This is a genomic window from Streptococcus sp. (assembly GCF_041802885.1).
Classification (GTDB): domain Bacteria; phylum Bacillota; class Bacilli; order Lactobacillales; family Streptococcaceae; genus Streptococcus.
The window spans coordinates 1-22,597 of record NZ_JBHCHN010000053.1 but is presented as its reverse complement, the minus strand read 5'-3'; the positions used below and the strand labels follow the sequence as shown (position 1 = coordinate 22,597).

At 41.6% G+C, this 22,597-nt stretch carries 18 protein-coding genes and 1 pseudogene; 16 read left to right on the top strand and 3 right to left on the bottom strand.

Annotation, left to right across the window (positions count from 1 at the left end; genetic code table 11):
- The 3 genes from ACEYCN_RS07165 to lacG form a co-directional block, all read left to right on the top strand.
- On the top strand, positions 1–297 hold a 297-nt coding region (locus ACEYCN_RS07165; RefSeq protein ID WP_373713605.1), incomplete at its 5' end, for a PTS lactose/cellobiose transporter subunit IIA.
- A complete protein-coding gene (locus ACEYCN_RS07160) occupies positions 297–1,976 on the top strand; it encodes a lactose-specific PTS transporter subunit EIIC (RefSeq protein ID WP_373713604.1) in 1,680 nt (559 codons plus the stop codon). The genes ACEYCN_RS07165 and ACEYCN_RS07160, both read left to right, overlap by 1 nt.
- A 335-nt stretch (positions 1,977–2,311) precedes the next feature.
- Positions 2,312–3,718, top strand: a complete 1,407-nt coding sequence (gene lacG, locus ACEYCN_RS07155) for a 6-phospho-beta-galactosidase (protein WP_373713603.1) — start codon at positions 2,312–2,314, stop codon at positions 3,716–3,718.
- Positions 3,719–3,989: 271 nt separating this feature from the next.
- On the opposite strand, the pseudogene ACEYCN_RS07150 reads toward lacG, so the two are convergent.
- Positions 3,990–4,629 (bottom strand): annotated as a pseudogene (locus ACEYCN_RS07150) (Fic/DOC family protein).
- Between the two features lie 77 nt (positions 4,630–4,706).
- On the opposite strand from ACEYCN_RS07150, the gene ACEYCN_RS07145 reads away from it, so the two are divergent.
- From ACEYCN_RS07145 to ACEYCN_RS07120, 6 genes are all read left to right on the top strand, one after another.
- The gene (locus tag ACEYCN_RS07145; RefSeq protein ID WP_373713602.1) at positions 4,707–5,441 is read left to right on the top strand and encodes a MurR/RpiR family transcriptional regulator; all 735 of its coding nucleotides are present in this window, start codon (positions 4,707–4,709) and stop codon (positions 5,439–5,441) included.
- Between the two features lie 120 nt (positions 5,442–5,561).
- The gene (locus ACEYCN_RS07140; protein WP_373713601.1) at positions 5,562–7,166 is read left to right on the top strand and encodes a PTS transporter subunit EIIC; all 1,605 of its coding nucleotides are present in this window, start codon (positions 5,562–5,564) and stop codon (positions 7,164–7,166) included.
- Between the two features lie 18 nt (positions 7,167–7,184).
- Positions 7,185–8,510: a 6-phospho-alpha-glucosidase gene (locus tag ACEYCN_RS07135; protein ID WP_373713600.1), complete on the top strand. Its 1,326-nt coding sequence runs from the start codon at positions 7,185–7,187 to the stop codon at positions 8,508–8,510.
- Between the two features lie 10 nt (positions 8,511–8,520).
- The gene (locus tag ACEYCN_RS07130) at positions 8,521–9,423 is read left to right on the top strand and encodes an NADP-dependent phosphogluconate dehydrogenase (protein WP_373713599.1); all 903 of its coding nucleotides are present in this window, start codon (positions 8,521–8,523) and stop codon (positions 9,421–9,423) included.
- Between the two features lie 390 nt (positions 9,424–9,813).
- Positions 9,814–11,184 (top strand): FGGY family carbohydrate kinase, encoded by a 1,371-nt coding sequence (locus ACEYCN_RS07125; RefSeq protein ID WP_373713598.1) that lies wholly within the window; start codon positions 9,814–9,816, stop codon positions 11,182–11,184.
- Positions 11,185–11,293: 109 nt separating this feature from the next.
- Complete coding sequence (locus tag ACEYCN_RS07120; protein ID WP_373713597.1) at positions 11,294–11,596, top strand: hypothetical protein; 303 nt, start codon at positions 11,294–11,296, stop codon at positions 11,594–11,596.
- 211 nt (positions 11,597–11,807) lie between these two features.
- Here the strand turns inward: ACEYCN_RS07120 and rpmG are convergent, their stop codons facing one another.
- Both rpmG and rpmF read right to left on the bottom strand, forming a co-directional pair.
- Complete coding sequence (gene rpmG, locus ACEYCN_RS07115) at positions 11,808–11,957, bottom strand: 50S ribosomal protein L33 (protein WP_002262412.1); 150 nt, start codon at positions 11,955–11,957, stop codon at positions 11,808–11,810.
- Between the two features lie 15 nt (positions 11,958–11,972).
- On the bottom strand, positions 11,973–12,155 hold the full coding sequence (gene rpmF, locus ACEYCN_RS07110) for a 50S ribosomal protein L32 (protein ID WP_273450904.1): 183 nt from the start codon (positions 12,153–12,155) through the stop codon (positions 11,973–11,975).
- Positions 12,156–12,385: 230 nt separating this feature from the next.
- Here rpmF and ACEYCN_RS07105 point away from each other — a divergent pair, with 230 nt between their 5' ends.
- The 7 genes from ACEYCN_RS07105 to ACEYCN_RS07075 all read left to right on the top strand — a co-directional run bounded on the left by ACEYCN_RS07105 (position 12,386) and on the right by ACEYCN_RS07075 (position 22,452).
- Positions 12,386–13,498, top strand: a complete 1,113-nt coding sequence (locus ACEYCN_RS07105) for a vitamin B12 independent methionine synthase (protein WP_373713596.1) — start codon at positions 12,386–12,388, stop codon at positions 13,496–13,498.
- Positions 13,499–13,690: 192 nt separating this feature from the next.
- On the top strand, positions 13,691–14,968 hold the full coding sequence (hisS, locus tag ACEYCN_RS07100) for a histidine--tRNA ligase (protein ID WP_373713595.1): 1,278 nt from the start codon (positions 13,691–13,693) through the stop codon (positions 14,966–14,968).
- Between the two features lie 24 nt (positions 14,969–14,992).
- Complete coding sequence (locus ACEYCN_RS07095) at positions 14,993–15,406, top strand: DUF2871 domain-containing protein (RefSeq protein ID WP_373713594.1); 414 nt, start codon at positions 14,993–14,995, stop codon at positions 15,404–15,406.
- Positions 15,407–15,722: 316 nt separating this feature from the next.
- Positions 15,723–18,371, top strand: coding sequence for a bifunctional acetaldehyde-CoA/alcohol dehydrogenase (gene adhE / locus ACEYCN_RS07090; RefSeq protein WP_373713593.1), 2,649 nt, complete (start codon positions 15,723–15,725; stop codon positions 18,369–18,371).
- A 182-nt stretch (positions 18,372–18,553) separates the two neighbouring features.
- On the top strand, positions 18,554–19,246 hold the full coding sequence (locus ACEYCN_RS07085) for a hypothetical protein (protein ID WP_373713592.1): 693 nt from the start codon (positions 18,554–18,556) through the stop codon (positions 19,244–19,246).
- A gap of 398 nt (positions 19,247–19,644) precedes the next feature.
- The gene (gene thrC / locus ACEYCN_RS07080; RefSeq protein ID WP_373713591.1) at positions 19,645–21,129 is read left to right on the top strand and encodes a threonine synthase; all 1,485 of its coding nucleotides are present in this window, start codon (positions 19,645–19,647) and stop codon (positions 21,127–21,129) included.
- Between the two features lie 45 nt (positions 21,130–21,174).
- Entirely contained in the window at positions 21,175–22,452 is a 1,278-nt protein-coding gene (locus tag ACEYCN_RS07075; protein ID WP_373713590.1) for an MATE family efflux transporter, read from the top strand.
- Positions 22,453–22,597 lie beyond the last annotated feature (145 nt).

The window sequence follows — 22,597 nt, the reverse complement described above, 5'->3', positions numbered from 1 at the left end:
TTATTAGGTTTTGAGATTGTTGCGTTCGCTGGTGATGCTCGTTCTCGTTTGATGGAGGCACTTGCCGCTGCTCAAAAAGGTGATTATGCAAAAGCAGAAGAACTAGTTGAAGCGGCCAATGCTTGTATTGTTGAAGCCCATCATGCTCAGACAAGTTTGTTGCAAAAAGAAGCGGCTGGTGAGGATTTAGCCTTTAGTGTGACGCTCATGCATGGCCAAGACCATCTCATGACAACATTGTTATTGAAAGACATGATGAGTCATATGATTGAACTTTATAAACGAGGTGATAAGTAATGAATAAATTGATTGAATTTATTGAGAAAGGGAAGCCTTTCTTTGAAAAGATTTCGAGAAACCCTTATTTAAGGGCCATTCGTGATGGTTTTATCGCAGCCATGCCAGTCATCTTATTCTCAAGTATCTTCCTATTGGTAGCTTTCGTACCAAACATTTTTGGATTTACTTGGTCTGATGAAGCAGTTGCGGCAATCATGAAACCTTACGGCTATACAATGGGGATTGTAGCTGCCCTAGTTGCAGGAACGACAGCAAAATCCTTGACAGATGCTTTTAACCGTCAATTGCCAAAAACCAATCAAATCAACTTCATTTCAACCATGATTGCATCAATTTCAGGTTTCCTATTACTGGCTTCTGACGGCATTGAAGGTGGGTTTGCCAATGGTTACATGGGAACTAAAGGACTTTTGACAGCCTTTCTAGCAGCCTTCATTACGGTTAATATCTATAAGGTCTGTGTGAAAAACAATGTCACCATTCGTATGCCAGATGAAGTTCCGCCGAACGTATCCCAGGCATTTAAAGATGTGATTCCATATGCATTGTCTATCTTTGTCTTGTATGGAATTGATCTTGCGACACGTCAACTGGTTGGAACAAACGTTGCTGAGGCTATTCTGAAATTATTTGAGCCATTATTTACAGCAGCAGACGGTTATGTGGGTATTACCATTATCTTTGGTGCATATGCCTTATTCTGGTTTGTAGGGATTCATGGTCCATCAATTGTTGAGCCAGCAATTGCAGCCATTACTTATGCTAATATTGAAACCAACTTCCAGCTTCTACAGGCGGGTCAACACGCAGATAAAATCCTGACTTCAGGTACTCAAATGTTTATCGTAACAATGGGTGGTACAGGAGCTACCTTGGTTGTGCCATTCATGTTTATGTGGTTGACTAAGTCTAAACGAAACAAAGCAATTGGACGTGCTTCAGTTGTTCCGACATTCTTTGGAGTAAACGAACCAATCTTGTTCGGTGCACCACTTGTACTTAACCCAGTATTCTTTGTGCCATTTATTTTAGCTCCAATTGCTAACGTATGGATTTTTAAATTCTTTGTTGATACGCTAAGAATGAACAGTTTCAGCGTCAACTTACCATGGACAACTCCAGGACCATTGGGGATTGTCATGGGAACAAACTTTGCTCCACTTGCCTTTGTACTAGCTGTCTTGTTGGTCGTTGTCGATGTACTTATCTATTATCCATTCTTGAAAGTTTACGATGAGCAAATTCTTGCTGAGGAACAATCAGGGAAAGTTGAAAATAGCTTGAAGGAGAAAGTGGCAGCTAACTTTAATACTGCCAAAGCGGACGCTATTCTTGAAAAAGCAGCAGTCGATACGGAGATTTCGGAACAAACCAACGTTCTGGTGCTTTGTGCAGGAGGCGGTACAAGTGGATTGCTTGCCAACGCTCTAACTAAAGCTGCAAAGGAATACGGTGTTCCAGTTACAGCGACAGCAGGAAGCTATGGGGCTCACCGTGAGATTTTACCAGAGTATCAATTAGTCATTCTTGCACCTCAAGTGGCATCGAACTACGATGATATGAAGCAAGAAACCGATGCATTGGGCATTAAACTCGCCAAAACTGAAGGGGCTCAATACATTAAACTCACACGTGACGGTCAAGGTGCTCTTGACTTTGTCAAACAACAGTTCTAGAACCTGTATTCACAGTTCAACACTTCCATCTAAGGCTAGTTTTTCAGCTACTCATCGTTAGTTTTTTTCAAAATACAGTCAGTATTCCCTCAAAAAACTGCCTTGATTAGCAAAAAATTATCTCTTATATACAAGCACTTCACTTGTGAATACAGGTTCTTAATCAAAAGGGGAGGGAGTGAAATCTCCAACTCCTACCCCTTTTATCGTCATTTGGTTTATCTTTTATTACTTCGTTAACTCGCTTTGCCGTACTCTAGTACAGCCTGCATCTCGTTGCCTAGTACTAAAAGCAAACCAAAAGACTTTAGTTTTATATAGAAGAAGGTAGGCATATGGTTAAAACATTACCGAAAGATTTTGTATTTGGTGGAGCAACTGCTGCATATCAAGCAGAGGGTGCCACAAAGACAGATGGAAAAGGTCGTGTTGCATGGGATAAGTATCTAGAAGATAATTACTGGTACACTGCGGAACCAGCTTCTGATTTTTATAATCGTTACCCAGTTGATTTAGAACTAAGTGAACAATTTGGGGTAAACGGCATTCGTATTTCAATTGCGTGGTCTCGTATCTTCCCAACAGGCTTTGGAGAGGTGAACCAAAAGGGAGTAGAGTTTTACCATAAATTATTTGCGGAATGCCATAAACATCACGTGGAACCATTTGTAACACTCCACCATTTTGATACACCAGAAACGCTACATTCTAATGGTGACTTTCTAAATCGTGACACTATCGAACACTTTGTCAATTACGCAGCGTTTTGCTTCAAAGAATTCCCTGAAGTTAATTACTGGACGACCTTTAATGAAATCGGCCCCATTGGTGATGGACAGTATCTTGTTGGGAAGTTCCCGCCAGGGATTCAATATGATCTGGCTAAAGTATTCCAATCTCATCACAATATGATGGTTTCACATGCTAAGGCAGTTAAGCTCTACAAGGATGCTGGTTATAGCGGAGAAATTGGAGTCGTACATGCATTGCCAACGAAATATCCTTATGATCCAACCAATCCTGACGATGTCCGTGCAGCGGAACTTGAAGATATTATTCACAATAAATTTATCCTAGATGCAACATACTTGGGTTACTATTCTGAAAAAACACTTGAAGGTGTTCGACATATTCTGAAAATAAATGGTGGGGAATTAGACCTTCGTGATGAAGACTTTTCTGCCTTAGATGCCGCAAAAGATTTGAACGACTTCTTGGGAATCAATTACTATATGAGTGATTGGATGAGAGCCCATGATGGAGAAACGGAGATTATCCATAATGGTAAAGGTGAAAAGGGAAGTTCTAAGTATCAAATCAAAGGAGTTGGTCGTAGAGAGTCTCCAGTTGATATTCCAAAAACGGACTGGGATTGGATTATCTATCCACAAGGCCTTTATGATCAAATCATGCGTGTGAAAAATGACTATCCAAACTATAAGAAAATCTACATCACTGAAAATGGTCTAGGCTATAAAGATGAATTTGTAGATGGTACAGTCTATGACGATGGTCGAATTGATTATGTGAAAAAGCATTTAGAAGTGATTTCAGACGCTATTTCAGATGGTGCCAATGTTAAAGGTTATTTCATCTGGTCCTTGATGGATGTATTTTCTTGGTCAAATGGATACGAGAAACGATATGGTTTGTTCTATGTTGACTTTGAGACCCAAGAACGTTACCCAAAGAAAAGTGCTTATTGGTATAAAAAAGTAGCAGAAACACAGGTTATTGAATAAAAATAATACAAGGATGCCTAGCTCAAGTTAGCATCCTTGTTTTGCAGTTTATTTGTATGTTCTACTTAAACTTATTATCTAAAAATGTAGAGATAATGTTGTCAGCTCAAACAAAACCACTCGGAATCATCGACTCTGAATGGTTTTGCTCAATTATTTAACTCTAGTAAAATTAGCATTTTAAGTATCTAAAATATTACATCTCTTATTTATCGCTGTCATTAATTGGTGCGAATGAACTAGAAGCTTTGATACTGTAATAGAGTAAGCTTTATTCCAAAATTTTATCAAACAATTGTTTCAAAATCTCAATATCCCCTTGGACGGTTCCATCCATGTAGAGATGGTAGATGTCGTCATCGGCTTCAACGCGAATTTGTGCCCGGTAGCCTTTGGATAGGGCTAGGGAGCGGATGACTTCCCTTTGAGTTCTGCCGTTTCCTTCTCGGAAGGGGTGGTAGTAGTTGAGGTTATCAAGTATTTTTGCCAACTGTTCGATGACTTCGGATCTGGAATGTACAGTCTCATGGTAATGTGCAATCAGATTGTTTAGAAATGTTTCGGATGTACCAAATGACTGGATCGGCATAAAAGCGTTGCTGCTTTTTGAAATGGTATTGACCAGCCCATTCATAAAGGTCTTGAAAAAGATAACGGTGAACAGCCCACACATCCTGAATGGACAGAATCTCAATCGGCCTTATTCTTAAATCAGTCAGCCTTTTGGTGACCAGTAGATGTTCGTTTCGCTGAGCTTTTTCAGGGTCAGTGATTCCTTGTTTATTGATGAGAACGGTAGAGTTTGGGTAGGTATATAGATTTTCTGAATCCATATATTCATAACCCTCATAATTTACAAGATGATAAAGAACTAGAAAATATTCAATATTTGGAAGGTTCCAATTGGTCATGGTTTTCATATAGAACAAATGAGTGAGTACATATTATTATGATATAATATTAAAAATGGTCTGAGGAGAAACTCCGAATGGAAATAGAAAAATTATTAAATGGCAAAAAGGTAAGCGAACTAGAGCGAACAATTTTGACTTATCTATCTGAAAATCAAAAACAACTTGGCTCACTGAATATCCAGCAAATTGCCAAAGCCACGTATACTTCTACTTCAACCGTCTTTAGATTGGCCAAAAAGTTAGGCTTTGCTGGTTACTCTGAAATGGTTTATAAACTGTCAAATCATGGTTTAAATACGAATTTTTCAGAAAGTGTTTCTGAGAATGCAAGATTATTTTCAAATTTAATCAACCAAGTCTTTCAAGAGAATCAACTTCAAATAATAGAGTGTGGGAAATGTTTGAGTCATAAAGAAAAAACAATCTTTATTTTAGGGACAGGGTATTCTGGAATCATTGCAGAATATTTGTACAAAAAACTTCTAGGAAAGGGCAACTATGTTCTTTTTTCAAATGGTGCGGATACAAACGCTCTTTTTTTAAATAACCTTAATCGAATTGATATTGTTATTTGTATTTCAAAAAGTGGAGAAACGGCTCTCATAAATGATAAAGCAAAGAAAGCCAAACTCCATAATATACCTATTATTTCCTTTACCCAAGGAGGAACAAATACTCTGTCAGCTATGTCAGATTTTCCTTTTATCGTGAATGACCAAAATCATTATGATTGGAACAATATACAAACTAGCCAATTTTATCCAATGCTCTTATTTTATCTTGAATATTTTGTTGAAAAAAATTTCTAATGTGATAGAAATTTTTTTCTATTTTGCGTCAAATTTTTCAAAAGCTTCAATACCTCTAGTTTTGTAAGCGCTTTTATTGTATAGTGAGGATGAAAAAAATAATAAAAAAGGAGACAGAAGATGAAAGCCAAAATTATGGATGCTCTTCAAAAATTCTCAAAGGCAATGTTTATTCCTGTCTTAATATTGCCGATCGCTGGTCTATTGATAGCGCTAGGAAATTTGTTTACAAATCCGCGCTTACTTGAGACCGTTACATTTCTTAACAATCCTATAACAGTAGGATTTGGGAATATCTTATCGGGTGCCTTGGTGACAATTCTACAAAATCTAGGACTTATTTTTTGTGTTGGGATAACCATTGGTTTAGTAAATAATAAAAAAGGAGAAGCTGGATTTACAGCAATGCTTTCCTTCCTAGTATTTATCAATGCTATGAATAAGTTTATGGCTATACGAGAAATGCTAGTAGCACCTGATGCACTAAGGGGTTCAGGACAAACCTTAGTACTCGGTGTTCAAGTATTGGATATGGGGGTATTCTCAGGAATTATCCTAGGGCTATTAGTTGCTTATATTTTCAATAAATATAGTGAAGTTGAGTTTAACAACGCTTTTAATATCTATGGTGGAACACGGTTTGCCTTTATTATAGCTATACCAGCTGTTGTTGTTTTCGCTATTTTGATGACATTGATTTGGCCATTTTTCCAAGCAGGAATTAACTCTTTAGGTGGTTTTATTCAAAAGGCAGGAAATGTTGGTATTTTCTTATATGGCGCCTTAGAAAGATTGTTAATTCCAACCGGTTTACATCACTTGGTGTACACACCTTTCTTATATAGTTCATTAGGTGGTGTTGAAACTATTGGTGGGGAAGTTTTTGAAGGGGCACGAAACATTTATTTTGCTGAAATGTTAGATCCGAATATTACTCGTCTTTCAAGTAGTGTTATTTGGGATGCGCGTGGTATCTCAAAAATGTTTGGTTTGATTGGTGCTTGTCTAGCTATGTATATTACTTGTCCACCAGAAAAAAGAAAAAATGTACGTGCCATCTTGATTCCTGCCGCATTTACTTCTTTCATAGCTGGTGTAACAGAGCCAATTGAATTTTCATTTATGTTTATTGCACCAGTCTTGTTTGTTATTCACTCAGCTTTAAGTGGTTTAAGTATGGTAGCTCTGAATATTTTAGATGTTCGCGCTATTGGTCCAAACGGTTTTATTGATTTTCTACTCATGAACCTTCCTTTAGGAGTCGGAAAAACCTCATGGCCACTTTACATCTTAGTTGGATTAGTCTTCTTTGCGATTTACTTTGTTATTTTCAGATTTATGATTTTGAAATTTAACCTAAAAACATTAGGCCGAGAAACTGAAGACATGGAAATGAAGTTATATTCTAAGAAGGATTACGAAGACAAACATCAAAAACAAAGTTCATCTCAACCTCAATTAGATACAGTCGGTGAAGAAACTAGTCTTGGAAAGACAATTGTTGAAGGGCTTGGCGGAGAAAGTAATATTGAATCCGTAACTAATTGCTATACTCGTTTGCGCGTAGTTGTAAAAGATTCTCAAAAAGTAGAACAATCCATATTAGTCAATCAAACTCGGGCGAATGCTGTTATTGTAAAAGGTCACAATATTCAGGTTGTGTATGGTGTTCAAGTAACTAAAATGCGCAGAGCAGTCGATGAGTATCTAGCAACTGTTAATTAGAAAGAAAAGGTGAAGGATATGAAAAAATTTTCAGTAGTCATTGCAGGGGGAGGAAGTACCTTTACTCCGGGTATTGTAAAAATGCTCTTAGCAAATGCAGAACGTTTTCCTATGAAAAAACTGGTCCTATATGATAATGATGCTGAGAGGCAAGCTATTCTTGCCCAAGCTATTAAGATTATGCTGGACGAGGAAGTTCCAGATATTGAATATGAGTATACAACTGATCCAGCAGTAGCCTTTACAGATATGGACTTCTGTATGGCGCATATTCGCGTAGGTAAATATGCTATGCGAGAATTGGATGAAAAAATTCCTTTGAAACATGGACTTGTAGGACAAGAAACTTGTGGTGCAGGAGGAATGGCTTATGGTATGAGAAGTATTACAGGCATGCTTGAATTGATAGATTATATGGAGAAATACTCTCCTAATTGCTGGATGTTAAATTATTCTAATCCAGCAGCTATTGTTGCGGAGGCATGCAGGGTGTTGCGTCCAAATTCTAAAGTGTTAAACATTTGCGATATGCCAGTAGGAACATTACGCCGTATGTCACAGATTATTGGAACGACACCAGATCAGCTAGAAGTTGATTACTTTGGTCTCAATCATTTTGGCTGGTGGACAGGTGTTAGAGGTAAAGACGGTACTGACTATACAGATTTGGTAAAAAAATATGTTAGTGAAAATGGCTATTTAAACCAAATCGAAGTAGATACGCAACATACAGATGCTAGTTGGCAAGAAACGCACAAAAAAGCAAAAGACATTTATGCTGTTGACCCACGATTTTTACCGAATACCTATTTGAAATACTATCTATTCCCAGATTATGTTGTAGAACATTCTGATAAAGAGTATACACGCGCTAATGAGGTAATGGATGGGCGTGAAAAGCAGGTATTTGATATCGCACGTAACATTATCAAAACGGGGACTGCAAAAGATAATGGTTTCCATATCGACAGTCATGCTTATTTCATTGTGGATTTAGCATGTGCCATTGCATTTAATACCCATGAACGCATGGTCATGATTGTTGAAAATAATGGAGCGATTGCTAATTTTCCAGATGATGCTATGGTTGAGATTCCGTGTATTGTCGGGGTTAATGGTCCTGAACCGATTTGTCAAGGGAATATTCCTGAATTTGAACGGGCACTCATGTATCAGCAAGTCATGTCAGAAAAATTATTAGTAGAAGGATATATAGAAGGAAGCTATCAAAAAGTTTGGCAAGCTTTTGTCCTAAACAAGACAATTCCAAGTGCTTCCAAGGCAAAAGAAGTACTAGATGATTTAATTATTGCTAATAAAGATTACTGGCCAGAATTGAAGTAGGTAGATTCTTATGGATATATCAATTATAGGTTTGGGCAAGATGGGACTCTCTTATGCAAAGAATCTAAACCGAAATGGATATGAAGTGAGTGGTTTTGATATTGATAGAGAGATTGGTTTACATTATAATCATCCATTGTTTAAGTCTTGTTCTATTTTTGAAGAATTGTTATCTAAAAGTAATAGAAATCTTGTCTTCCTTTTCTTACCGGCGGGAAATATTACTGATAATATGATAAAGAAATTATTGCCCTATATGAATGCAGACGATATTATCGTAGATTGTGCAAATGGGCACTACAATCAGGCGGTTCAGCATCGAGTGTTGGCATCGCAATATCAGGTATCGTACTATGATTGCGGTATTTCTGGTGGAATGAAAGGTGCTCTGGAAGGTGCTTGTATGATGATGGGAGGAACTAGCAGATTAGATGATGAATTACGAAAGATTATCGAATCAACATGTGTCGAGGGAGGCTTCCTATATCATCCATCGCCGGGAAGTGGGCATTATTTAAAAATGGTCCACAATGGCATTGAGTATGGAATGATGCAATCCATTGCTGAAGGGTTAGAGTTACTTGCAAAACAAGACCACTATGATTATAATTTAGAAGAAGTAACAGCAAACTGGAGCAATGGTTCAATTATCGCTTCATTGCTAATAGATTGCATTCATGAACGATTAGTAAAAGACAAGGAGTTACAATGTTTTACTGGTCCAGTACATGCTTCCGGTGAAGGCAAGTGGACGATACAGGAAGCATTGGAGCAAGAAGTTCCAGTACCAACTATTGCACTTGCCTTGATGAAGCGGAATGCAACTTTAGATAAAAATGCTTTTTCAAATCGAGTAATCAGTGCTATGAGATATGAATTTGGCGGGCATAACGAAAATAGCCACACAAGCTAAATTGCTTTATCATCACTATTATTTCAGACAGAAACAGATAATAGTTTATATTATCGGTTAATTTGAAGAAAAAGTCTTTTGATACTATCCTTAAGTGATGTCGGACGTCAGCGACTTCATCTGGAATTCTATGACTAATATCTGAGCCTTATGTCTCAGATATTCCGAGTGTCAGAAATGCTATGTTTAGCCATTTCTGACACTTTCATCACAGCGGAAGTATCGAGAATAGCTCGCTTACGCTCGCGGGAATCAGAATATGATTTTAATTTGCAGAACTTCTCTGTCTATTTCGATTGACTAAACAGGGTTTGTCTACAGTCTGACCGATAATATAAGCTATTATCGGTTTCTTCAAGTACACGGTTTAAAGATTAGTTAGGGGGAGTAATGGGAGAAAAGAAGCAATATATTTGCATTGATTTAGGCACAACCAATCTAAAAATGATTTATTTCGATAAAGAGGAGTTAATTGACGCCCAATCTTTTCGCTATCAAAACACCAATATTCAAGGAAAGGATTATCAATTAGATGCGGAAGAAGTTCTCAGTCTATTATCAGAAGGGCTGAGAAAATTAGTGATGAAGCACAATCTTTCTACAATCTCAATTGCTTTGACTAGTGCCATGCATAGCGCAGTTGTACTTGATGAGCATTTTTATCCGAAAAGTCCGATATATACATGGGCCGATCGAAATGGGAGTGAATTTGTACCAATTGATAGGAGTAAGACAGTCTCTCAATATGTGAGGACGGGGACTCCCATTCATATTATGAATCCATATTTTAAGTGGCAATATTTACTAAAAATTTACCAGCCTGTTAAAACTATTGGTTCCATTAAGGATTTAGTTATGGCTTTTCTAACAGGAAATTGGATGATTGATTTAGCTTGTGCTTCTAGTTCGGGATTATTTTCGCTGGAGGAGTCCAACTGGGATCAAGAATTATTAACGTATCTGGGTATTTCTACGGTTCAGCTACCAAAAATTGTTTTGCCAAATGTCAAATGTAAATTGAAAGACCCACAACGATTTGGCTTAAAGTCAGGTCTAGTTTATCCTGGTTTTAGCGACGGTGTATCCTCCAATGGTTCTACACTATATTTAGAAAACGCAGCGGTTTTATCATTTGGGACGAGTTTTGCTATTCGGGTGATTAGTAACCAAGTACAAGTAGATGCTAAGTATCAAAATTTTTGTTATCAGTTTTCCGATAATCAATATATCATTGGCTTTCCGAGCAATAATGCTGGCAATGTATTAGAATGGATTTGTCAGAAAGAAGGAGTAAATTTTGATGATTTATCAAAAATTTCTGAGTCTGATATAGAAATAAAAGGTACCTTTCTTCCCTTTGTTTACGGAGAACGTTCTCCTATATGGAATGATCAAGCTAAAGAAGAATACTATATGGAGAACAATTTAACAAAAGAAGAGCGGATTTTTACCATGCTATCGGGCGTATTTTACAATGTAAAAATGAATGTGGATTTATTACAGAATATGACTATCATCGATAAAATTGTCTTAACAGGTGGTCTCAGTATTAACCTATCCCTCTGTCAATTACTTTCAAATATTTTAGAAATACCTATTTATATTTCAACAGAACCAAATCAAGAGAATATCGGAACCATGAATTTATTAGGGAAACACCCTAAAACTTCAGACTATACTATCATTTATCCTCGCGCTAATAATACGCTTAAAAAAGGCTATGAAATATATAAACAAATTGTAGAACAAAAATATCTTTAAAGCTATGAAGCATATTTCTTATTTTGATTTTCCACCTTTTTATCACTTAGAGATGAAAATTATCAACCAACATTTCGCAGACAAGAAAAAAGAGGCGTAAGCCTCTTTTATGTCTATTTTCTTATTAAAGTTAACATCATTAGAAACAGAAGTTCGTGGCTATTTTAATGATGTATCTAGTTTAAGCACAGAAGGATTTAAAAATTACAACAAGCAATACGAATATTATGCACTCTCGAAATTAATTTACTTTATATTAACGGGAAGATATAAAAATATGAATAAATTTGATTTTCCAAAGTTAAAGGAGTTTATGGAAAAAGGACTGGATTCTAATCATGATTTTAGGTATAGCACAATAACGGAAATGAAGAGTGCATTTCTAGAAATACAGGAAAAATGGAACTTCTAAGGCTTGTAAGTAATGTATTTATCAAAAAGGAACACTTCAACTTGAAGTGTTCCTTTCATTATCTGCATGTTCTACTTAAATTTTATTATCTAAAAAGTGTAGAGAAAAAAGTAGAGACTCAATTGATTTGTACTGCAATGTAATGAAATTTAATATTTCAAAAACCGCATAAAATCAATGTTTTGACGTCTATTGACGTGTAATGAAACCCTTACTTAACCTCAGTAAAAATCACGTGTTTGCGCAATTTTGGTGAGTATTTTTTCAATTGAAGACGGTCTGGAGTGTTACGTTTGTTTTTTGAAGTAAGGTACAAGCGTTCACCAGATTCTTTGTGTTCAAGTGTAATGTTTACGCGCATGGTATCTCCCTTCTATTATTCAGCCGCAGCTGCCTTTTCGATCTTACGTCCCTTGTAGTATCCTTTCAAAGATACACGGTGAGAACGTGAGTAATCTCCAGTTGTTTCGTCAAATTTCACAGTTGGAGCTGCTACTTTGTAGTGAGTGCGACGTTTGTTTTTCTTCGCTTTTGAGGTGCGACGTGCAGGTACTGCCATTTTATCTTTTTCCTTTCAAATGTGTGTTTTGGCTTTTGCCAACTTTTACATTATAACAGAAGCTTCTTGTAAAGTAAAGTTACTTGACACGGTTTTTTCAATTTTTTTGAAAAAGGCAGAGCAGGTATGCTGACATAGGCAAAAACTATCGGAAACCATAAAAAATATATATTGTACATTTATAGCTTTTCCCCTTACAATGAACATATCAATTTTTAAGGAGTTTTCATATGGCAAAAATTCATTCTCACTTCGATCATGTCGGTTCTTATCTTCGCCCCCAAGCCTTGAAAGAGGCCCGTGAGGCCTTTGCCCAAGGGAAGATTAGCAAGGAAGAACTCTTGGACATTCAAGACCGCCTGGTCAAGGAGCTGGTTCATCATCAGGTCGAAAATGGCCTGGAAGTGATTTCAGACGGTGAATTTGGCCGTTCCTGGTGGCATTTGGACTTCCTCTGGGAATTGACAGGCTTTGAAGCCTACCAGCAGGAGGCTTCCTATAAGTTTCACGGTGCCAAGACCAGGACCACCAATGTCCGACTTAATGGTCAGGTAGCTGAAAACCCCAACCATCCTTTCTACCGTGACTTTGAGTATCTTCTATCCATCACACCGGCAGGAGTGACACCAAAAGTGACCATTCCAAGTCCATCGCTGGTTATCAAGCGGGACCACCGCAGTGACCTGTATGCAGACTACTATGAGAGCTGGACAGACTTTCTCGATGGTTTGGCCAAGGCTTATCACGATACCATCCAGCGCTTCTATGACTTAGGAGCCCGCTATGTCCAGCTGGACGACACCACTTGGGCCTACCTGATTCAGCAGCTGGAGACCTATCATGATCAGCCAGAGCAGCGCCGAATTTATGAAGAGATTGCGGAGGATGATGTCTATGTCATCAATAAGGCCCTAGAAGGTCTGCCAGAAGATTTGACAGTGGCGACCCATATCTGCCGAGGCAACTTCAAGTCCACCTACCTCTTTGAGGGGAGCTACCAGACGGTGGCCAAGTACTTGGGCCAGCTCAACTACGATATTTTCTTCCTAGAATATGACGATGAGCGCTCAGGAGATTTTGCCCCTATCGTGGACATTTGGAATGGCCGTGACCAGGTGGAATTGGTACTTGGTGTCATCACCTCCAAGGATCCTGCCCTGGAAGATATCGATGCAGTTGTTGCCCGGATTCAAGAAGCAGCCCAGCTCATTCCGCTGAAAAATATCGGCCTTTCCACCCAATGTGGCTTTGCCTCGACGGAAGAGGGCAACATTTTGACCGAAGAAGACGAATGGAAGAAGCTCCGCCTCATCAAGACCATCACAGATCAGGTTTGGGGTTGAGGAATCCAATTCAAAGATAAGATAGAATAAATTCTCCACAGTGGATATGACCCTGTGGAGTTTTTTGCCCCCAAGGAGCAGAAATGGGAAGGAAAGTCGGCCTATGGTCCCCTGCTACTGGTGGGACAAAGTACCCAAGTGCTTGAATTTATGGTACAATAATAGACAAACTGAAAAGAAAAGAGAAGATTCATGCGCCTTCAAAAACCCAAGGGAACTCAGGATATCCTACCGCTGGAAGCTGCCAGATGGCAGTATGTAGAGAACCTGGCCCGTGAAACCTTTAAGAAATACAACTATGGGGAAATTCGGACGCCCATGTTTGAGCATTACGAGGTCATTTCTCGCTCGGTTGGGGATACCACTGATATCGTAACCAAGGAGATGTATGATTTCTATGACAAGGGGGACCGCCACATCACCCTGCGTCCAGAAGGGACCGCACCAGTAGTCCGTTCCTTTGTGGAAAACAAACTTTTTGCACCAGAGGTTCAAAAGCCCGTCAAGCTCTACTATATCGGCTCCATGTTTCGCTATGAGCGTCCCCAGGCTGGTCGTCTGCGGGAATTTCACCAGATTGGGGTTGAGTGCTTTGGCTCTAAAAATCCGGCCACCGATGTGGAAACCATCGCCATGGCCTACCAACTCTTCGGGGAATTGGGCATCCAGGATGTGACCCTCCACCTCAACACCTTGGGCAGTCCTGAGAGCCGGGCAGCCTATCGCCAGGCCCTGATTGATTACCTGACCCCGCTCAAGGAGACCCTCTCCAAGGACAGCCAGCGCCGCCTGGATGAAAATCCTCTGCGGGTCTTGGATTCCAAAGAAAAGGAAGACAAGCTTGCGGTGGAAAATGCACCTTCAATTCTGGATTACTTAGATGAGGAGTCCCAGGCGCATTTTGATGCGGTTCGAGGTATGCTTGAGACGCTTGGTATTCCTTATGTCATCGATACCAACATGGTCCGTGGTCTGGATTATTACAACCATACGATTTTTGAATTTATCACCAAGGTGGACAAGGCAGAATTGACTATCTGCGCAGGGGGCCGTTACGATGGCCTGGTCGAGTATTTTGGCGGGCCTGAAACCCCAGGTTTTGGTTTTGGACTCGGTCTGGAGCGGCTTCTCCTGATCTTGGAAAAACAGGGGATTGAGCTGCCAGTTGACAGCCAGATGGATGTCTACATTGCCGTTCTGGGAGAGGGAGCCAACAGCAAGGCTCTCGAGTTGGTGCAAGCTCTTCGCCAGCAAGGTTTGACGGCTGAGCGGGACTATCTGGGCCGCAAGATCAAGGCCCAATTCAAATCAGCCGATAGTTTCAAGGCAAGAACGGTCATCACCTTGGGAGAAAGCGAAGTCGAATCAGGGCAGGTCACTATCAAGAACAATGCCAGCCGCCAGGAGATGACCGTTCGCCTGAATGAGCTGATGGAGAATGCTCAAACTATCCTGAACAAACTGAACTAGTCTGCGCATAAAAGGAGATATTATATGAAAAAATACATCCATCTAGCCTTGATTTACGCTGTCTGTGCCCTGGTGGCAGGAGTTTTCTACCGCGAGTTCACCAAATGGAATGGATTTACAGGGGTCACCACCTTGGGCAAGGTCCATACCCACCTTTTCATGCTGGGCATGTTCCTCTTCCTCCTCGTAGCCCTCTTTGCCCAAAACCATGACCTGGAAGGACAGAAGTCTTTCCGCCTCTTCATGAAGGTCTACAATGTCGGTCTTCCACTGGTTGCAACCACCATGGTTGTTCGTGGCGTTACCCAGGTCCTTGGTACCCAGCTGTCCAAGGGTTTCAATGCCTCCATCGCAGGAATGGCCGGAATTGGCCATATCTTAGTCAGCATCGGCATCATCAGTCTCCTGCTGGCCCTGAAAAAAGTTGTAAAAGATTAAAAACGGCCTTAGAAGGCCCAGCTTCTGAAGAAATTCAGGAGCATTTTTTTATCATCCTATGAAAAGGCTTACAGTTCAAAATGGTTGAGATTCTAGATTTGTGAAAGAAAAAAAGTTTGAGAAAATATTCACAAACTTTCAAATAAAAGCCCAGCCAACTGGGCTTTATGTTTACGATTTCACAAAAAATCTAAAAAACTTTGTGAATTATTTAACAAATGCTTTACAAAAAAATAGAAATAGGGTAGAATAATATTGTGAAAAAGTTAACAAATGGTTTGTTGACAGGAAAACAATTTTTTGGAGGAAAAACCGAATGGCTGATAAACAACTATCACCTGAAGAAAAAGTAGCAGCTGCGCAAGCGCACGTGGATGAATTGGTGCAAAAAGGTCTGGTTGCCCTGGATGAGTTCCGTAAACTCAACCAAGAGCAAGTGGATTACATTGTGGCGAAAGCATCCGTAGCAGCTTTGGATGCGCACGGTATCTTGGCTGCTCATGCGGTGGAAGAAACAGGTCGTGGTGTCTTTGAAGACAAGGCAACTAAGAACCTCTTCGCCTGTGAGCACGTTGTCAACAACATGCGCGGCGTGAAAACAGTTGGCGTAATTGAAGATGATCCGATTACTGGTTTGACAAAAATTGCAGAACCTGTCGGTGTCATCTGTGGGGTGACTCCAACCACCAACCCAACGTCAACAGCCATCTTCAAGGCTCTGATTTCCTTGAAAACCCGGAACCCAATCGTCTTTGGTTTCCACCCATCAGCTCAAGAATCTTCTGCCCATGCAGCGAAGATTGTTTACGATGCAGCTGTGAAAGCTGGAGCACCTGAAAACTGTATCCAATGGATCACTCAACCATCTATCGCAGCAACCAACGCTTTGATGAACCACGATGGTATCTCTACTATCCTGGCAACAGGTGGTAATGCCATGGTGCGTGCGGCTTACTCATGCGGTAAACCTGCCCTTGGTGTAGGTGCTGGTAACGTACCTGCCTACATCGAAAAATCTGCGGATATCCGCCAGGCAGCTCACGACATCGTTATGTCTAAATCATTTGACAACGGTATGGTCTGTGCATCAGAGCAGGCAGTTATCATCGACAAAGAAATCTACAAAGAATTTGTGGAAGAGTTCAAGTCTTACAAGACTTACTTTGTCAACAAAAAAGAAAAAGCCCTCTTGGAAGAATACTGCTTTGGCGTGAAGGCCAACAGCAAGGACTGTGCAGGTGCTAAGCTGAATGCGGACATCGTTGGTAAACCAGCAGCTTGGATTGCAGAACAAGCAGGCTTCAAAGTTCCAGAAGGAACCAACATTCTGGCAGCAGAATGTGCAGAAGTAGGACCAAATGAGCCATTGACTCGTGAAAAACTCTCTCCAGTCATCGCAGTATTGAAAGCGGACAATGTGGAAGATGGTTTGAAGAAAGCTCGCCAAATGGTGGAATTCAACGGTCTGGGTCACTCAGCTGCCATCCATACTAAAGACGAAGAACTCGCAAAACGTTTCGGTACAGAAATGAAAGCCATGCGGATCATCTGGAACTCTCCATCTACTTTCGGTGGTATCGGGGACGTATACAACGCCTTTATTCCATCATTGACCCTTGGATGTGGTTCATACGGACGCAACTCAGTGGGTGATAACGTATCTGCTATCAACCTTCTTAACATCAAGAAAGTAGGGAAACGTAGAAATAATATGCAGTGGTTTAAAGTTCCTTCAAAAATCTACTTCGAGCGTAACTCTATTCAATACCTTCAAACAGCTGAAGACATTGAGCGCGTTATGATCGTTACCGACAAAGCTATCGAACGCCTTGGTTTTGTACAACGTGTCATCGACCAGTTGAATGCTCGTTCAAACCAAGTAACTGTTCAAGTCTTCTCAGATGTTGAGCCAGATCCAGACATCACAACCGTAGAACGCGGTGCAGAAGTGATGCGGACCTTTGAGCCAGATACCATTATCGCCCTCGGTGGTGGTTCACCAATGGATGCGGCTAAAGTAATGTGGCTCTTCTATGAGCAACCAGAAGTGGACTTCCGTGACCTGGTTCAAAAATTCATGGATATCCGCAAACGGGCCTTCAAATTCCCATCACTTGGTAAGAAAGCCAAGTACATCGGTATCCCAACCACATCTGGTACGGGTTCAGAAGTCACACCATTTGCCGTTATCTCTGATAAGAAGAACAACCGCAAGTACCCACTAGCTGACTACTCATTGACACCAACCATCGCCATCGTAGACCCTGCCTTGGTAGAGTCAGTGCCTGACTTCATCGCAGCGGACACTGGTATGGACGTCTTGACCCACGCAACAGAAGCCTACACTTCTAACTTCGCAAACGACTACACAGACGGTATTGCCCTTCAAACCATCAAGTTGGTCTTCCAATACCTGGAAAAATCTGTGAAAACAGCTGATCCGGAAGCGCGTGAAAAGATGCACAACGCTTCAACCATGGCTGGTATGGCCTTCGCCAATGCCTTCCTTGGAATGAGCCACTCTATGGCCCATAAGATTGGTGGGGTGCACCACACTGTTCACGGTCGTACCAATGCTATCTTGCTTCCATATGTAATCCGCTACAATGGTACTCGTCCATCTAAGACCACTACATGGCCTAAGTACAACTACTGGAAAGCTGATGAGAAATTCCAAGACATCGCTAAGATGCTGGGACTTCCACATTCTACTCCAGAAGAAGCGGTGGAAGCTTATGCTAAAGCGGTTTATGATCTCGGTGTTGCCGTTGGTATCAAGATGAACTTCAAGGATCAAGGTATTGATGAGAAAACCTGGAAAGACAGCCTGCATGAAATTGCTCTTCTTGCCTATGAAGACCAATGTTCACCAGCGAACCCACGCTTGCCAATGGTAGCAGACATGGAAGAAATCATGGCCGATGCTTACCATGGCTATGCAAAAAAACCAGGCCGTCGTAAATAAGCCAAACCATTTGTTGATTCCCCGTTTTAGCTTAAACAGCTAAAGCTGAAGAAGTGACCGCAAGGTCACTTTTTCTTATACATTTTTCTTCAGAATCATGGTTTTTTGTTTACATCTTACTAAAATATCTGTATAATATATCAATGTAACATTATTTTTTGCAATTTTAAGGAGATATGCAGATGAAAAAGAATACCTTGTTTCGACTTATCTTAGCCAGCTTGTCCGCTCTGGTCTTAGTTGTTGCCTTATCCGCTTGTTCCCTTTTTCAGGGAGAAAGTATAGATGGTTCTTGGACCAGTCCGACTGGGGCAGAAACCATGTACCAGGAAGCTTTGGATGCAGCAGGTTCAGAGGCAGTCTTCACCTATTCAGACCATAGCTTGGAGGAGATTCTGACTAAGACAGAGTTGGATCTGACAGTAGAGGACGATAAAGCAACCTTGACCATGAGTATGCACGTTGATAGCGATGCCTTTTTCACCGCCTTGAAGGATGAGCAGACGGCAGCTGTAAAATCTGAGTTAGAGAAGATGGGCTACAACTATGAAGAAATGGATGCAGCAACCAAGGCTCAGTTAGATGCTTCCCTCCTTTCAGATGATGACCTTCAAAAGATGGTAGATGACACCGTTGATCAAATGGCGTCATCCCTTGATGGAAGCTATGATGCAAAAACGGGCGTTGTAACAGCAGATGTCTTTAAGGCGGATGTCAATCGTTCCAGCAAAACCTTTGAAATCACCAAGGTCAATGCAGCAGTTGGGGAAGGACTTATCGTTAAAGGTGAGAACTATCAATATAGCTACAAGGATGGTGTCTTGACTTTTGAGGGTGAAACAGATGCAGATGATATTGTTTTTGAAAAAGAATAGTCTGAAAAAGAGGCTGGCCAGTAAGTCTATCCTCTCTACTTAGAGTTCGTTATAACATCTTGACGCAGTGGTTGATTGGCAGATTTGTTCGTGTTTTACACTCCAAATCTGGCCTCTACGACTGACGCGAACAGAGTTCGCTTCATTTCCAACCTCAAAAGGTTCACTGAACCTTTTGAGCTGTGCGGGGGTGGGAGTAAAATAGTCCAGTAGACTATTTTAGCCCGAACCTGTCATTTTGGAAGTGAGACGAACTCTTTTTTCAACCTGTCGAGTTCTGTCCCACTCCCTTTTCTCTTGACAAAAAATCAGGAATTTATAGCCCTGAACGCGGATTCATTTCCAATTTTCTGTTCATTTATGGTAAAATAGTTAAAATACATTTTTGAGGACCTATTATGACCCTAATTTACCAATCAACCCGCGATGCCAATAACAAAGTAACAGCTAGTCAGGCCATCCTGCAAGGATTGGCAGCAGACGGCGGACTCTTCACCCCTGTCAGCTATCCAACAGTTGACTTGGATTTTGATGTCTTGAAAGATGCCAGCTACCAGGAAGTAGCCAAGCTGGTTCTGTCAGCCTTCTTAGATGATTTCACAGCTGAGGAGTTGGACTACTGCATCAACAACGCCTACGACAGCAAGTTTGACACGCCTGAAATTGCACCCTTGGTCAAATTGAAGGGCCAGTACAATCTGGAGCTCTTCCGTGGTTCCACCATTGCCTTCAAGGATATGGCCCTCTCCATCCTGCCCTACTTTATGACCACTGCGGCCAAGAAACACGGCTTGGAAAATGAGATTGTCATCTTGACCGCCACTTCTGGTGATACTGGTAAAGCGGCCATGGCAGGTTTTGCGGATGTGCCAGGTACCAAAATCATCGTTTTCTACCCTCGCGATGGTGTTTCTAAGGTGCAAGAGCTGCAGATGACGACCCAGACGGGGGCCAACACCCATGTCGTGGCCATTGATGGCAACTTTGACGATGCCCAGACAGATGTCAAACGGATGTTCAATGACGCAGCCCTGCGGGAAAAATTAGCAGCCCACAAGCTCCAATTTTCATCTGCCAATTCCATGAATATCGGCCGCTTGGTGCCACAGATTGTTTATTATGTCTGGGCCTATGCTCAGCTGGTTAAGGCAGGAGATATTGAGGCCGGACAAGAAGTCAACTTTACGGTTCCAACAGGGAATTTCGGTAATATCTTGGCGGCTTACTATGCCAAGCAAATCGGCCTTCCAGTAGGCAAGTTGATCTGTGCCTCCAATGACAACAATGTCCTGACCGATTTCTTTGCGACCAAGACTTACGATAAGAAGCGGGCCTTCAAGGTGACGACCAGTCCATCGATGGATATTTTGGTTTCGTCCAATTTGGAGCGTCTCATTTTCCATCTGGTGGGCAACGATGCGCAAAAGACCAAGAACCTGATGGAACAGTTGGCTGAAAAAGGCCAGTATAGCCTGAAGGATGCGGATGCAGCCATCATAGACCTGTTTGCGGCTGGTTTTGCGACTGAAGCAGAGACAGCAGCTGAAATCAAGCGCGTCTATGATGAAAATACCTACATCGAGGATCCGCATACGGCAGTGGCATCGGCGGTTTACAAAGCCTATGCCGAACAGACTGGGGACCTTCGTCCAACAGTCATCGTCTCAACCGCTAGTCCTTACAAGTTCCCAGTGGTGGCTGTCGAGGCTGTGACAGGCAAATCAGGCTTGAGTGACTTTGAAGCCTTGGAGCAGCTACACGAGATTTCAGGTGTGGCCTATCCAAAAGCAGTTGACGGCCTAGAAACAGCTCCAGTTCTTCACAAAACAGTAGTGGCAGCGGCTGACATGCAAGCGGCTGTGGAAAGCTACCTAGGAGTATAACAAGCACACAGATAGAGCCTTCGGGCTCTTTTCTAGTCGGAGAATATGAAACTATATCGAGAAATCTTACACATCGCTCTGCCAGCCATGGTGGAAAATCTCTTACAGTTCCTCATGGGCATGGTCGATTCTTATCTGATCGCCTTTTTGGGGCTGGTTGCCCTGTCAGGTGTCTCTCTGGCCAATAATATCATGGCGGTTTATCAGGCGATATTTATTGCCTTGGGCGCGGCCCTCTCCTCCTATTTGGCTGGTTCTGTCGGGAAAAAGGACAATCAGGTCCTGTCTCGAAAGGCAACGGAAGGGTTGAAGTTAACAGTCTTGCTGAGTCTGCTTTTGGGACTCTTTTCTCTGGTCTGGGGACCTGATTTACTGCTATGGTTGGGGGCAGAAGCCAGCGTAGCAGCAGCTGGGGGACTCTATCTCTTCTTGGTAGGTGGCTCAATCCTCACCCTGGGACTGATGACCAGTTTGGGGGCCATCTTACGAGCGACAGGCCAGGTTCGCTTACCCATGTATGTCAGTCTCTTATCCAACCTGCTCAATGCCCTTTTTTCAGCAGTGGCAGTCTTTTTACTGGATGCTGGGATTGCTGGGGTGGCCTGGGGAACCATCTTGGCCCGACTGATTGGTGGCTTCATTCTCTGGCGGTCCTTGCGGCTCCCCTTGGCCAAACCGCATTGGGGACTGGATGGGAAGCTCTTGCGTCTAGCCTTGCCAGCTGCAGGGGAGCGGCTGATGATGCGGGCGGGAGATGTAGTCGTGGTGGCTCTCATTGTGAGTCTGGGAACAGCAGTTGTGGCAGGAAATGCTGTTGGAGAAACCCTGACCCAATTCAATTACATGCCAGGTCTAGGCATTGCGACTGCGACAGTCATTTTGGTTGCCCGATCCAGAGGAAATCATGATGAAAAACGGATTCGTGAGGTGCTCAGGGCCAGTTATCGTCTCTCATTAGGATTGATGCTGGTAATTGCTACCATTATTTTTCTCTTTGCTAAACCGCTAGCTGGGCTCTATACCCAGGATTCTCTAGCCCTAGAGGCTAGCTCTCTCGTGATGCTTTTCTCCTTTCTTGGAACGCCAGCCACTGCAGGAACCCTGACCTATACAGCGCTCTGGCAAGGTCTTGGGAAAGCCCAACTCCCCTTTTATGCCACGAGTTTGGGAATGTGGCTGATCCGCATCGGACTAGCTTCCTTGCTCATCTTTGTCTGTAAGTGGGGGCTAGCAGGTGTTTGGCTAGCAACCATCATGGACAATCTCTTTCGATGGGTTTTTTTATCCTTTTTATTTATGAAAACCAATCAAAAAAGAGGTTAGCTTTTTTTGAACCGCACCCCAAAAGTTAGACAGAAAAAAATCTAACTTTTGGGGTGTTATTTTTATGAAATTGAGCTATGAAGATAAAATCAAAATCTATGAACTACGTCAAAATGGCCAGTCTATCAAGACCTTGTCAAAACAG